The organism is Bradyrhizobium zhanjiangense (assembly GCF_004114935.1).
GTDB classification, from domain to species: domain Bacteria; phylum Pseudomonadota; class Alphaproteobacteria; order Rhizobiales; family Xanthobacteraceae; genus Bradyrhizobium; species Bradyrhizobium zhanjiangense.
Genome location: NZ_CP022221.1, coordinates 8,160,861 through 8,174,209, shown reverse-complemented (window position 1 = coordinate 8,174,209; position 13,349 = coordinate 8,160,861). Strand labels below are relative to the sequence as shown.

11 protein-coding genes are annotated in these 13,349 nt (G+C 64.4%); 7 read left to right on the top strand and 4 right to left on the bottom strand.

The genetic code is table 11. The features are described 5' to 3' along the window. Window positions 1-42: 42 nt before the first annotated feature. Both XH85_RS47515 and XH85_RS39005 read right to left on the bottom strand, forming a co-directional pair. Window positions 43-171, bottom strand: coding sequence for a hypothetical protein (locus XH85_RS47515; RefSeq protein WP_256477640.1), 129 nt, complete (start codon window positions 169-171; stop codon window positions 43-45). A gap of 6 nt (window positions 172-177) precedes the next feature. Beyond that, window positions 178-645: a hypothetical protein gene (locus XH85_RS39005; RefSeq protein ID WP_128936181.1), complete on the bottom strand. Its 468-nt coding sequence runs from the start codon at window positions 643-645 to the stop codon at window positions 178-180. A gap of 384 nt (window positions 646-1,029) precedes the next feature. On the opposite strand from XH85_RS39005, the gene XH85_RS39000 reads away from it, so the two are divergent. The 6 genes from XH85_RS39000 (at window position 1,030) to XH85_RS38975 (ending at window position 9,141) form a co-directional block, all read left to right on the top strand. Continuing rightward, window positions 1,030-1,119: a K(+)-transporting ATPase subunit F gene (locus tag XH85_RS39000; protein ID WP_091879689.1), complete on the top strand. Its 90-nt coding sequence runs from the start codon at window positions 1,030-1,032 to the stop codon at window positions 1,117-1,119. Between the two features lie 40 nt (window positions 1,120-1,159). Continuing rightward, complete coding sequence (kdpA, locus tag XH85_RS38995; RefSeq protein WP_128936180.1) at window positions 1,160-2,863, top strand: potassium-transporting ATPase subunit KdpA; 1,704 nt, start codon at window positions 1,160-1,162, stop codon at window positions 2,861-2,863. Window positions 2,864-2,880: 17 nt separating this feature from the next. After that, window positions 2,881-4,995, top strand: coding sequence for a potassium-transporting ATPase subunit KdpB (kdpB, locus tag XH85_RS38990; protein WP_128936179.1), 2,115 nt, complete (start codon window positions 2,881-2,883; stop codon window positions 4,993-4,995). Window positions 4,996-5,091: 96 nt separating this feature from the next. Continuing rightward, window positions 5,092-5,694 (top strand): K(+)-transporting ATPase subunit C, encoded by a 603-nt coding sequence (locus tag XH85_RS38985; RefSeq protein WP_128936178.1) that lies wholly within the window; start codon window positions 5,092-5,094, stop codon window positions 5,692-5,694. A 37-nt stretch (window positions 5,695-5,731) separates the two neighbouring features. Next, window positions 5,732-8,455 (top strand): sensor histidine kinase, encoded by a 2,724-nt coding sequence (locus XH85_RS38980; RefSeq protein WP_128936177.1) that lies wholly within the window; start codon window positions 5,732-5,734, stop codon window positions 8,453-8,455. After that, on the top strand, window positions 8,452-9,141 hold the full coding sequence (locus XH85_RS38975) for a response regulator (protein ID WP_128936176.1): 690 nt from the start codon (window positions 8,452-8,454) through the stop codon (window positions 9,139-9,141). Before XH85_RS38980 ends, XH85_RS38975 begins: the two co-directional genes overlap by 4 nt. Window positions 9,142-9,257: 116 nt before the next feature. Here XH85_RS38975 and ku read toward each other — a convergent pair whose 3' ends face one another. Next, entirely contained in the window at window positions 9,258-10,145 is an 888-nt protein-coding gene (gene ku / locus XH85_RS38970; protein ID WP_128936175.1) for a non-homologous end joining protein Ku, read from the bottom strand. Window positions 10,146-10,262: 117 nt separating this feature from the next. Between ku and ligD the strand changes: the two genes are divergently transcribed. Continuing rightward, the gene (gene ligD, locus XH85_RS38965; RefSeq protein WP_128937580.1) at window positions 10,263-12,950 is read left to right on the top strand and encodes a DNA ligase D; all 2,688 of its coding nucleotides are present in this window, start codon (window positions 10,263-10,265) and stop codon (window positions 12,948-12,950) included. A 94-nt stretch (window positions 12,951-13,044) separates the two neighbouring features. Here the strand turns inward: ligD and XH85_RS38960 are convergent, their stop codons facing one another. Next, complete coding sequence (locus XH85_RS38960) at window positions 13,045-13,209, bottom strand: DUF3309 family protein (protein WP_018318514.1); 165 nt, start codon at window positions 13,207-13,209, stop codon at window positions 13,045-13,047. Window positions 13,210-13,349 lie beyond the last annotated feature (140 nt).

Genomic DNA, 13,349 nt, shown 5'->3' with positions numbered 1-13,349 from the left:
ATGGCCAGCTCGCGTGCAGTTGCCGAGCGCGGCGGCGCGACCCTAAACGCCCAGGCCGCGTGCTGCCAGCGCGATCACGAGCGTCAGCACGGCGCCCCAGATCATGCTCAGCGTCATCGTCAAGACGATAACGGTGACCACCCGCTCCAGATTTCGCCTGCCGGTCTGCATGCGCGTTTAACCGACATTGTCGCAGCCGATCGGCTCGTAGAGCGGATCGCGGGCCGGACGAACAGAGGGAACGCTCGGCCGGGCTGCCTCCGCGGTCCGCACCTGCACCTCGGCAAAGGCCGACATCAGAGAGAGCGCAAGGTCGGCATGGCGGGCCTCGACCGCCGAGTCCAGCCAGTCCGGCAGTTCGCGTTGGCGCGACAGGGCGCAATGCCACTCCCCATCGTCATAGGCGATACGGCGGACTTGCCAAAGCGGCAGCTCGAGCTCCATCAATGCGAGCGCGGCATCGGCCCAAGCCTCGACATCGATCAGGCTCATGACGCGCGCGGTGCCTGCGCTTTGCCTGAGCGAGGGGAAGCGTCGGCACGCCGTATCGATGATCTCGATCATCAACGGCCGAGTCACTGCACTCGCGGCGCGAATGCGTTCACCCAGCAAGAGCAGATCACGGCGTTCGAGAGCGGCGGTCACTTAGGCCTCGTGGACATCTGCGTCGGTCAGTCGGCCGGCGTGTCCAAGATGGCTGGAACGGCATTTGAAAACGAGGTGAGAAAGGGGCTGAAGATATAAGGATTTCATAAAGGCGCGGATGCGCTTGCCTGACCAAACACGGCAAGCCAGCTCGCAGGCCTTTATGAGATTCCTATAACTTCGCCGCGGCCTCCGTCTCGAAAACCTATGTCCGCAGTGGCACGTCAGCGTCGTGCTGCCGGCAGGCCGAGAATAATTGCCGGGCATAGGACAGACGAGGATCATCTCCATGATGGACATTCTGATGCTGGCGCTGGGCTTTGCCTTCTTCGCGCTCGCGGTCGGCTACACCTACGCCTGCGAGCGGCTGTGACGGAGCGGATCATGATCTTCGATTATGCGCTCGCCGGCGCCGTCTCGTTCGGCCTTCTGATGTATCTCACCTACGCGCTGCTGCGGCCCGAACGGTTCTGAGCGGGCGCCGCTCAAACGCGATTCCACAAAGGCTCTCTCCATGACTGTGATCGGTTGGCTCCAGATCATTCTGTTTTGCGCCATTATCGTTGCGCTGACCAAGCCGCTCGGCTGGCACATGACGCGCGTGTTCAACGGCGAGCGGACGTTCCTGTCGCCGGTGTTGCGTCCGATCGAGGTCGGAATCTACTGGGTATCGGGCGTCGACGAGAAGCGCGAGCAGCACGGGCTGACCTACACGGTCGCCATGTTGCTGTTCCATGTCGGCGGCTTCCTCATCATCTACGGCGTGATGCGGCTTCAGGCCGTGCTGCCCTTCAATCCGGCCGGGCAGAGCGTGGTCGCCGAGGATCTCTCCTTCAACACCGCGGTCTCCTTCATCACCAACACCAACTGGCAGAACTACGGCGGCGAGAGCACGCTGTCCTATCTCGTGCAGATGCTCGGCCTGACGCACCAGAACTTCCTGTCGGCCGCGACCGGCATCGCGCTGGCGATGGCCCTGATCCGCGGCTTCTCGCGCGCCTCGATGCGCACGGTCGGCAATTTCTGGGTCGACGTCGTCAGGTGTACGCTCTACGTGCTGCTGCCGATCTGCATCGTCTATGCGCTGTTCCTGGTCTGGCAGGGCATGCCGCAGACGCTCGGGCCGTATATCGAGGCGACCACGCTCGAAGGCGCCAAGCAGACCATCGCGGTCGGGCCGGTCGCCTCGCAGGTTGCGATCAAGATGCTCGGCACCAATGGCGGCGGATTCTTCAACGCCAACGCCGCGCACCCCTTCGAGAATCCGACCGCGCTGTCGAACTTCGTGCAGATGCTCTCGATCTTCGCGCTCGGCGCCGCGCTCACCAACGTATTCGGCCGCATGGTCGGCAACCAGCGGCAGGGTTGGGCGATCCTCTCCGTGATGGGCGTGCTGTTTCTGGCCGGCGTGGCCATCACCTATTGGGCGGAGGCGCACGGCACCGCGACGCTCCATCCGCTGGGTCTGACCGGCGGCAACATGGAGGGCAAGGAGGTCCGCTTTGGCATTGTTGCCTCCTCGTTGTTCGCCGTCGTCACCACCGCCGCCTCCTGCGGTGCGGTCAATGCGATGCATGACAGTTTTACCGCCCTCGGCGGCATGATCCCGCTGATCAACATCGAGCTCGGCGAAATCATCGTCGGTGGCGTCGGCGCCGGCATGTACGGCATGCTGCTGTTCGTCATTCTCGCGATCTTCGTCGCAGGACTGATGGTTGGCCGCACCCCGGAATATGTCGGCAAGAAGATCGAGGCGCGCGAGGTCAAGATGGCGATGCTGGCCATCCTGGTGCTGCCGCTGATGATCCTCGGCTGGACCGCCGTCGGCGTGGTCTATCCGGCGGCAGTCGCCTCCATGGCAAATGCCGGACCGCACGGCTTCACCGAAGTGCTCTACGCCTTCACATCGGCGGCCGGCAACAACGGCTCGGCTTTCGCCGGGCTCACCGGCAACACGTTCTTCTACAACCTGACGCTGGCAAGCGCGATGTTCGTCGGCCGCTTCTTCATGATCGTCCCGGCCATGGCGATCGCGGGATCGCTTGCGGAGAAAAAGTCGATTCCACCGTCCATGGGCACGTTCCCGACCACCGGCGCCCTGTTCGTCGGCCTCGTCGTCGGCGTCATCCTGATCATGGGCGGTCTGACCTTCTTTCCGGCGCTCGCGCTCGGCCCGATCGTCGAACATCTGGCGATGAACGCCGGCAACCTGTTCTGATTGTTGGAGTGGCCTCCATGGATACGTTGAAACTGCAAAAACGTGCGCCGATGTCGGCAATGCTCGATCCCGGAATCGTGATGCCCGCGATCAGCGCCTCCTTCACCAAGCTCGATCCGCGGCTGATGGTGAGGAACCCTGTCATGTTCGTGGTCGAGGTCGTGGCTGCGCTCACCACGGTGATCTTCCTGCGTGACGTCGTCACCGGCGGTGCCAGCCTCGGCTTCACCTTCCAGATCATCGTCTGGCTCTGGTTCACGGTGCTGTTCGCCAATTTCGCCGAAGCGGTGGCCGAAGGCCGCGGCAAGGCGCAGGCCGAATCGCTGCGCAAGACCCGCACCGAAAGCCAGGCCAAGCTCCTGACCGGTGCCGAGCAGCCCTTCAAGCTCGTGCCTGGCACGAGCCTCAAGGTCGGCGACATCGTGCTGGTCGAGGCAGGTGACACCATTCCTTCCGACGGCGAGGTGATCGAGGGCGTCGCCTCCGTCAACGAGGCCGCCATCACCGGCGAATCCGCACCCGTGATCCGCGAATCCGGCGGCGACCGCTCTGCGGTCACCGGTGGCACGCAGGTGCTGTCGGACTGGATCCGCGTCCGCATCACCGCAGCCCAGGGCTCGACTTTCATCGATCGCATGATCAAGCTGGTCGAGGGCGCCGAGCGGCAGAAGACCCCGAACGAGATCGCGCTTAACATCCTGCTCGCCGGTCTCACCATCATCTTCGTGTTCGCCACCGTCACCATCCCGAGCTATGCGGCCTATGCCGGCGGCTCGATCTCGGTGATCGTGCTGGTCGCCCTGTTCGTGACGCTGATCCCGACCACGATCGGCGCGCTGTTGTCGGCGATCGGCATCGCCGGCATGGACCGCCTGGTGCGCTTCAACGTGCTCGCCATGTCCGGCCGCGCGGTCGAAGCCGCCGGCGACGTCGACACGCTGCTGCTCGACAAGACCGGCACCATCACGCTCGGCAACCGGCAGGCGACGGCCTTCCGTCCTGTGCGCGGTGTCACCGAGCAGGAACTGGCGGACGCGGCCCAACTCGCCTCGCTCGCTGATGAGACACCGGAGGGCCGCTCCATCGTCGTGCTGGCGAAGGAGAAATACGGCATCCGTGGCCGCGACATGGCCGAGCTTGGCGCCACTTTCATCCCGTTCACCGCGCAGACCCGCATGAGCGGCGTCGATGCCGGCGGCTCGTCGGTACGCAAGGGCGCGGTCGATGCCATGCTGAATTATGTCGGCGGCGGCGCGCCGCTGGCCGTTGCCTCCGGTAACGCGGCGCGGGCAATCCAGCCGGCCGCGCTGTCGGATCTCGGTCGCGAGATCCAGGCCATTGCCGATGATATCTCGAAGGCCGGCGGTACGCCGCTGGCCGTCGCCAGGGACGGCAAGCTGCTCGGCGTCATCCAGCTCAAGGACATCGTCAAGGGCGGCATCCGCGAGCGCTTTGCCGAGCTTCGGCGCATGGGCATCCGCACCATCATGATCACCGGCGACAATCCGATGACGGCGGCTGCGATCGCCGCGGAGGCCGGCGTCGACGACTTTCTGGCGCAGGCAACGCCGGAGGACAAGCTCAAGCTGATCCGCGACGAGCAGGCCAAGGGCAAGCTGGTCGCCATGTGCGGCGACGGCACCAACGATGCGCCGGCGCTCGCGCAGGCCGACGTCGGTGTCGCCATGAACACCGGCACCCAGGCCGCCCGCGAGGCCGGCAACATGGTCGACCTCGATTCCAATCCGACCAAGCTGATCGAGGTGGTCGAGATCGGCAAGCAGCTCTTGATGACGCGCGGTGCGCTGACCACGTTCTCGATCGCCAACGACGTCGCCAAGTATTTTGCGATCATCCCGGCGATGTTCCTGGCGTTCTACCCCCAACTCAGCGTGCTCAACGTCATGAACCTGTCGAGTCCGCAGAGCGCCATCCTGTCGGCGATCATCTTCAACGCGCTCATCATCATCGCGCTGATCCCACTGGCGCTGAAAGGCGTTGCCTACCGCGCCGTCGGCGCCGGCGCGCTGCTCCAACGCAACCTCTTGATCTACGGCCTCGGCGGCATCGTCATTCCCTTTGTCGGCATCAAGGCGATCGACCTCGTCGTCACCGCCTTGCATTTGGCATAGCCCCGCCATTGCGACGAAGTAATCCAGGCTGCCTCCATGGAAAGACCCTGGATTGCTTCGCTTCGCTCGCAATGACGGAAGAAACAGGAGACAAACATGCTCAGAGAAATTCGCCCCGCCATCGTGCTGTTGCTGGCGCTCACCGCCATCACGGGCCTTGCCTATCCGCTCGCAATGACTGCCATCGCCGGCACGTTGTTTCCCGTGCAGGCGCAGGGCAGCCTGATCGAGAGGGACGGCAAGGTGGTCGGCTCCGCCCTGATCGGGCAGGAGTTCAAGGAGGACAAATACTTTCACGGCCGCCCTTCGGCGACGGTTGCGCCGGACCCTAATGATTCAACCAAAACGGTGCCGGCGCCCTACAACGCCGCCAATTCGGGCGGCTCCAATCTCGGCCCGACCAGCAAGACGCTGGCCGACCGGCTCAAGGAAGATGTGGACAAGCTGAAGGCTGAGAACCCGAATGCGGCCGTGCCGGTCGATCTGGTCACGACGTCGGCCAGCGGCCTCGACCCTGATATCTCGCCGGAGGCGGCGCAATTCCAGGTGCCGCGCGTGGCGAAGGCGCGGAAGATGCCGGAGGATCAAGTCGAGCAACTCGTGGCTGCCAACACCGAAGGCCGTTTGCTCGGCCTGATCGGCGAGCCCCGCGTCAACGTGCTGGCGCTGAATCTCGCGCTCGACCGCGCCGCGAAGTAGTCTAGGCTCGGCACGCGGGGGTGATTATATTGGCCTGATGGTTCAACAGCGCCGTGATCCCGAACAACGTCCGTCGCCCGAGGCGCTGCTGGAAGCAGCGCGGCGGGAGGAGAGCGCGAGCGGCAGGCTGAAGATCTTCGTCGGCGCCGCCCCCGGCGTCGGCAAGACCTACGAGATGCTGCAAAGCGCTCACGCCAAGCGCAAGGCGGGTGTCGACGTCGTGGTCGGCTTCGTCGAGACCCACGGCCGCGCTGAGACCGAGGTGCTGGTGCGCGGGCTCGAGGTGGTCCCGCGCAAGCGGCTCGATTACCGCGGCCAGGTGGTCGAGGAGATGGACCTCGACGCCGTGATCGCGCGCCGGCCGCAGATTGCATTGGTCGACGAGCTCGCCCACACCAACGCGGCGGGCAGCCGCCACCCCAAGCGCTATCTCGACGTCGAGGAGCTGCTCTCCCACGGCATCGACGTCTATACCGCCGTCAACATCCAGCACATCGAGAGCCTGAACGACGTCGTCGCCCAGATCACCCATGTGCGGGTGCGCGAGACCGTGCCGGATTCGGTGTTCGACCGGGCCGATGCGATCGAGCTGATCGACCTCACGCCTGATGATCTGATCCAGCGGCTGAAGGAGGGCAAGGTCTATGTGCCCAAGCAGGCTGAGCGGGCGCTGGAGCATTATTTCTCGCCAGGCAACCTGACCGCGTTGCGCGAGCTCGCGCTGCGGCGCACGGCCGAGCGGGTCGACGAGCAACTGCTCACCCATATGCAGGCGAACGCCATCGCCGGTCCGTGGGCTGCGGGCGAGCGCATCCTCGTCTGCGTCAGCGAGGATCCGCGCGCGGCTGGCCTCGTGCGCTATACCAAGCGGTTGGCCGATCGGCTGCACGCACCGTTCACCGCGCTCTCGATCGAGACGCGGCGATCCCTGCAATTGTCCGACGATGAGCGCGACCGGCTGGCCGATACGCTGCGGCTGGCCGAATCGCTCGGCGGCGAGGCGCTGACGATTCCCGCCGTCGGCCGCCGCATCGCCGACGACGTCGTCAACTTCGCGCAAGGCAACAACGTCACCCAGATCGTGATCGGCAAGTCGACGCGCTCGCGCTGGTTTGAGATGACGCGCGGCTCAGTCGTGCATGACCTGGTGCGCCGCGCCGGCAACATCACGGTCCATGTTATCGCCGGTGACGAGCTGCCCGGCGAGGCCGTGCCCAAGACCGCGGTGCAGACCGCTGCTCGCTCGGAGCCGTTCAACCCGCGGCCCTATCTGAAGGCGCTCGGCATCGTGCTGATCGGCCTCGGCGCCGCCGAGCTGATCCAGCCCTATTTCGGCCTCGAGAACGTCGATCTCGTGCTGCTGACCTCGGTCGTCGCGGTTGCCGTCCGCTATGGCTTGTGGCCGTCCCTGATGGCAACAGTGGCGGCGTCGCTTTGCTACAACTTCTTCTTCATTCCGCCGATCTACACCTTCACGATCACCGACCCGACCAACGTTGCCGCCTTCGTGCTGTTCATGGTGGTGGCGATGATCGTCTCCAATGTCGCGGCGCGCGTGCGCATCCAGGCCGACACCGCGATCGGCCGGATCCGGATGACCGAGCAGCTCCATGCCTTCAGCCGCAAGCTCGCCGGCACCGCCACGCTCGACGACGTCTTGTGGGCAACCGCCTACCAGATCGCGCTGATGCTGAAGGTCCGCGTCGTGTTGCTGCTGCCGGAGGAGGGCCTGCTCACGGTGAAATCCGGCTATCCGCCGGAGGATGAGCTCGATCAGGCCGACTTCGCCGCCGCCAACTGGGCCTGGAGCAACGACCGCCCCGCAGGCCGCGGCTCGGACACGCTGCCGGGTGCGAAACGGCTGTTCCTGCCGATGCGCACCGGGCGCGGGCCGATCGGCGTCATCGGCATCGACAACGACCGCACCGGCCCGCTATTGACCCCGGACCAGCGCCGGTTGCTCGACGCGCTGGTCGACCAGGGCGCACTCGCGATCGAGCGCGTGCTGCTGGTCGAGGACATGGACCGCGTCAAGCGCACCGTCGAATCCGAGCGGCTGCGCTCGGCGCTCCTGACTTCGATCTCGCACGATCTGAAGACGCCGCTGGCCTCGGTGCTCGGGGCGGCCTCCACCATGCGCGACCTCGCCGGCGCGCTCTCGGACACCGAGAAGCGCGACCTGCTCGCGACCGTGATCGACGAATCCGAGCGGCTCAACCGCTTCATCGCCAATCTGCTCGACATGACCAAGCTCGAATCCGGCGCCATCGTGCCCAACACGGCGCTGCACGATCTCGGCGAGATCGTCGGTAGCGCGCTGCGGCGGGCGGCCAAGATCCTCGCTGCCCACAAGGTCGAGCTCGTGCTGGCGGCCGATCTGCCCATGCTCGAGCTCGATGCCGTGCTGTTCGAGCAAGTGCTGTTCAACCTGCTCGACAACGCCGCGAAATATTCGCCGGCCGACACCACGATTGCGATCCGCAGTCAGCGCGAGCGCGATCACGTCGTTCTCCAGATCGCCGATGAGGGCGGCGGCATCCCATCCGACGAGCTTGAGAGCGTGTTCGACAAGTTCTATCGCGTGCAGAAGGGGGACCATGTCCGTCCCGGCACCGGGCTCGGCCTTGCCATCTCCCGAGGCTTCGTCGAGGCGATGCGGGGCACGATCTCGGCCGCCAACCGCAGCGACCGCAGCGGCGCGATCCTCACCATCCGTCTGCCCGTCCCAGTGCAGACCCACGCATTGGATACCGCTGCATGAGTGCTGCCCTGATCAAGGTTCTGGTCATCGATGACGAGCCACCGATCCGAAAATTGCTGCGGATGGGGCTGACGACGCAGGGCTATGAAATCCTGGAGGCGTCGAACGGCAAGACCGCGCTGGACAAGCTTGCCGAAGAGCCGGCGCTGATCATCCTCGATCTCGGCCTGCCCGACATCCAGGGCCACGAGCTGCTGCGCACCATCCGCGCGCGCAACGAGGGCGTGCCGATCGTGGTGCTGTCGAGCCGCGGCGATGAGGCCGGCAAGGTGCAGGCGCTCGACCTTGGCGCGGACGATTACCTGACCAAGCCGTTCGGCATGGACGAGCTACTGGCCCGCTTGCGTGCCGCGCTGCGCCACCAACTTCAGGTTAAAGGCGAGCGCCCTGTGTTCCGCACTGGCGACCTCTCCGTCGATCTCGTGCGCCGCATCGTCAAGGTCGGCGAGCGCGACGTGAAGCTGTCGCCAAAGGAATACGATCTTCTTCGCGTGCTGGTGCAGCACGCCGGCAAGGTGCTCACCCATCGCTTCCTGCTCAAGGAGCTCTGGGACGAGCTGACGGATGCGCAATATCTGCGCGTCTATGTCCGTCAGCTCCGCCAGAAGATCGAAGCCGACCCGGAACGGCCGCAATATGTCCTGACGGAGACGGGGATCGGATACAGGCTGAAGGTCGGGGATTAGGTCAGCCGTCATTCCGGGGCGCGCGTCAGCGCGAGCCCGGAATCCATTTCTCCGCCAGTTGCGCTTGGCACGATGGATTCCCGGGCTCGATGCTTCGCATCGCCCCGGAATGACAGTCAACCCGCCTTGCGATGCCGCGCTGGCGACCGGTGCGCCTTCCTAGCGGCTCGGTGCCGCCCCTGCGCACGCCGCGCATGGGACTTCGCCGCAGTCTTTTTTCCTCTTCCGCGTCCCTTCAGGCTTTGCTTCAGCGCATCCATGAGGCTGACGACGTTGCTCGGCCGTTCTTCGGGCTCCGGCAGCTCGATCTTCTTGCCGCTGGCCTTGCGCTTCACCAGCGCCTTCAGCGCGTTCTCGTACTCGTCCTTGAATTCGCTAGGATCGAAATGCGCGGCCTTGGAGTGCAGGATGTGGCCGGCGAGCTCGACCATGTCCTTGGTGATTTTCGGGCTCTTGATGTCCTCGAAGAACTGGTCCTCGTCCCGCAGCTCGTAAGGGTAGCGCAGCGTGGTGCCGAGCAGGCCCTTTCCGAGCGGCTCGATCGCCATCACGTGCTCGCGATTGGTAAGCACGATTTTTGCGAGTGCCACGCGGTCCTGATCTTTCATGGCGTCGCGGATCACCGCGAAGGCGTCGACTGCGGCTTTGCCATCGGGGGCGATGTAATAGGGGTGGTTGAGGTAGCGCTGGTCGATTTCCTCGCTCGGCACGAAGCTCTCGATGTCGATGGTGTGGTTGCTCTCGATCTGGACCGCCTCGAGCTCCTCCGGTTCGACCTCGACATATTTGCCCTTGCTCAGCTCGTAGCCGCGCCCCTTCTGATCGCTCTCGACGACGTCGCCGGTCTCGGAATCGATCATCTGCTGCTTGAGCCGGTTCCCGGTCTCGCGGTTGATGAGATGAAACCGAGTCTTCTCCGCGGCGGTCGCAGCCGGATAGAGCATGACCGGACAGCTGACCAGCGAGAGCTTCAACGTTCCCTTCCAATAGGCACGCGGGGCCATTCCATTCTCCAGCGTTTTCAAGGCGTTTTGGAACCCCAACCCCTCCGTGGGGTTTTGGTTCCGGGTGGGACTTTCGCCGTGATAGGCTTGAATGCCGAAAGAGAAGCGGGACCAGTCGTGCTGCAAAAACTCTCCACTTACCGACAGAAGCGTGACTTCGAGAAGACGCCCGAGCCATCAGGCAAGACCCCTGTCGCGCCCTCGAAGCAGCGGCGCTTCGTGATCCAGAAGCATGATGCCAGTCGGCTGCATTACGACTTCCGGCTCGAGTTGGACGGCGTCTTCAAGTCCTGGGCGGTGACGAAGGGGCCCTCGCTCGATCCGCGCGACAAGCGGCTGGCGGTCGAGGTCGAGGACCATCCGCTCGACTATGGTGATTTCGAAGGTACGATTCCAGAAGGGCAGTACGGCGGCGGCACCGTGATGCTGTGGGATCGAGGCACTTGGGAATCGGAAGATCCGGAAGCCGGCTTCAAGAAGGGCGATCTCAAATTCACCCTGCATGGCGACAAGCTGCACGGAAGCTGGGTGCTGGTGCGCATGCGCAACCGCGGCGGCGAAAAGCGGACCAACTGGCTGCTGATCAAGCACCGCGACGAACATGTCCGCGAAGGCGCCGACAACGACATCCTCGACCAGGACAAGTCCGTCGCCTCCGGCCGCGCGATGGAGCAGATCGCCGAAGGGAAGGGCCGCGCGCCCAAACCTTTCATGCTGGCCAAGGGTCTTAGGGGTCCCAAGGGCAAGGCCAATGCGGTCTGGCAGTCCAACCGCGCCGAGGAGGCGAAAGGGCGCACGGTGAAGCCGGCGCCGCGCACGGCGTTGAAGGCCGGAACGACGGCAAGGAAGAAGGCGACGACAGCAGCAAACACGAAGAAGGTTTCAGAGATACCGGATTTCGTGGCGCCGCAGCTCTGTACGCTGGTCGATCGGCCGCCGGCCGACCGGGGCTGGTGTCACGAGATCAAGTTCGACGGCTATCGCGTCCAGCTCCGGGTCGAGGACGGCGAAGCAACGCTCAAGACCCGCAAAGGCCTCGACTGGACCGGCAAGTTCGCCTCCATTGCCAAGGATGCGGGCGTGCTGCCGGACGTGATGATCGACGGCGAGATCGTCGCGCTCGATCACAACGGCGCGCCGAACTTCTCCTCGCTTCAGGCTGCGTTGTCCGATGGCAAGACCGACGAGCTGATCTTCTTTGCCTTCGACCTCCTGTTCGCCGAGAACCAGGATTACCGCCGACTGCCGCTCGGCGAACGCAAGGCCCGGCTGAAGGAGCTCCTGGAATCGCGCAAGCGGAAGGCGAGCCAGATCCGATATGTCGAGCATTTCGAGAGCGGGGGCGATGCCGTGCTGCAATCGGCGTGCAAGCTCGAGCTCGAGGGGGTGGTATCGAAGAAGCTGGATGCCCCGTATCGTTCCGGCCGCACCGAGAGCTGGGTCAAGTCGAAATGCCGCGCCGGCCACGAGGTGGTGATCGGCGGCTACAAGACCACGAATGGCAAGTTCCGCTCACTGATGGCCGGCGTGCAGCGCGGCGATCATCTCGCCTTCGTCGGCATGGTCGGCACCGGCTTTGGCGCGGACAAGGTCAAGCGCATCATGCCGTCGTTGAAGGCCATGGCGACCAAGGAAAGTCCCTTCGGCGGCAAGAATGCGCCGAAGAAGACCCGCGAGATGCACTGGCTGAAGCCGGAGCTCGTCGCCGAGATCGAGTTCGCCGGCTTCACCGCCGACGGCAATGTCCGCCAAGCAGCTTTCAAAGGCCTGCGGCAGGACAAGCCTGCCGAGGAGGTCGAGGCCGAAACGCCAGTCGACACCGAGCTCGCCAAACCCTCAGCCAAAGGAGTGAAGCGCGCAAAAGCGAAGCCAGGCGCGCGATCGGCCCCCAGCGGCAGCAACGCCGAGGTCATGGGCGTCGTCATCTCCAAGCCGGACAAGGAGCTCTGGCCCGACGACGGACATGGCGATCCCGTCACCAAGCTGGACCTTGCCCGCTATCTCGAAGCCGTCGGCGAATGGATGATCGTGCACCTGAAGGGCCGGCCTTGCTCGCTGATCCGCGCTCCTGACGGCATCAAGGGCGAATGCTTCTTTCAGCGCCATGCCATGCAGGGCACGTCGAACCTTCTGGAGCTCGCAAGGGTCTCCGGCGACCGCAAGCCGTACCTGCAGATCGATCGGATCGAAGGGCTCGCTGCAGTGGCGCAGGTCGGCGGCGTCGAGCTGCATCCATGGAATTGCGCGCCTTATGCCTATGACACGCCGGGACGGCTGGTGTTCGATCTCGACCCTGCGCCCGACGTCGACTTCGCCGACGTCGTCGAGGCGGCCAAGGAGATGCGGCAGCGGCTCGCCGATATCGGCATGGACAGCTTCTGCAAGACCACTGGCGGCAAGGGCATCCATGTGGTGGTGCCGCTGCTCCACGGCGCGCGCGACAAGGTGAGCTGGAAGGAGGCCAAGGCGTTTGCGCAAGGCGTTTGCCAGTGGATGGCCAATGACGATCCCGAACGCTATCTGCTCAACATGTCCAAGAAATTGCGCAAGGGAAAGATCTTCCTGGACTATTTGCGCAACGACCGTATGTCGACGGCGATTGCCCCGCTGTCGCCGCGCGCGCGCGCCGGTGCCACGGTGTCGATGCCGCTGACTTGGGCGCAGGTGAAGAGCGATCTCGATCCGAAGCGCTATACGATGCGCACCGTGCCGGGCCTGCTGGCGCGATCGAAAGCGTGGGAAGGTTATGATGATGCCGCCGCCTCAATCAAGGCGGCCATGAAGAAGCTGGCGTCGAAAAAGTAGGATGGGTTAGCCGAAGGCGTAACCCACCAACTTCGTTCTATATTCGCAGGAAGCGTGGTGGGTTACGCTTCGCTAACCCACCCTACAAGCGTGCCTATATCCGTCCCATCAGGAGCAGGATTAGCAGGATGACGATGACGAGTCCGAGGCCGCCGCCGCCGTAATAGCCGGTGCCGTAGAACGGCCCGCCGCCAATGCCGCTGAAGCCGCCGAGCAGGGCGATGACCAAGATGATCAGAATGATCGTGCCGATAGACATGCGAGTCTCCTCCAGCCCTTTCTTGAAAGGGTCGTTGCACCTGTCCCGTCGTGCGGGGGCAACTTGCCGCAGGTTTTAAAGTTCCGCGTTCGCAAATGGGTCCCAGCTCCGGCATGCATGGAACTTTTGCCGTTTCATGC

What these genes read in the sequence shown, in the direction of transcription:
- XH85_RS47515 (WP_256477640.1), bottom strand. Translation starts at nt 171, where the DNA reads ATGCAGACCGGCAGGCGAAATCTGGAGCGGGTGGTCACCGTTATCGTC.
- XH85_RS39000 (WP_091879689.1), top strand. Translation starts at nt 1,030, where the DNA reads ATGATCTTCGATTATGCGCTCGCCGGCGCCGTCTCGTTCGGCCTTCTG.
- kdpA (WP_128936180.1), top strand. Translation starts at nt 1,160, where the DNA reads ATGACTGTGATCGGTTGGCTCCAGATCATTCTGTTTTGCGCCATTATC.
- kdpB (WP_128936179.1), top strand. Translation starts at nt 2,881, where the DNA reads ATGGATACGTTGAAACTGCAAAAACGTGCGCCGATGTCGGCAATGCTC.
- XH85_RS38985 (WP_128936178.1), top strand. Translation starts at nt 5,092, where the DNA reads ATGCTCAGAGAAATTCGCCCCGCCATCGTGCTGTTGCTGGCGCTCACC.
- XH85_RS38980 (WP_128936177.1), top strand. Translation starts at nt 5,732, where the DNA reads ATGGTTCAACAGCGCCGTGATCCCGAACAACGTCCGTCGCCCGAGGCG.
- XH85_RS38975 (WP_128936176.1), top strand. Translation starts at nt 8,452, where the DNA reads ATGAGTGCTGCCCTGATCAAGGTTCTGGTCATCGATGACGAGCCACCG.
- ku (WP_128936175.1), bottom strand. Translation starts at nt 10,145, where the DNA reads ATGGCCCCGCGTGCCTATTGGAAGGGAACGTTGAAGCTCTCGCTGGTC.
- XH85_RS38960 (WP_018318514.1), bottom strand. Translation starts at nt 13,209, where the DNA reads ATGTCTATCGGCACGATCATTCTGATCATCTTGGTCATCGCCCTGCTC.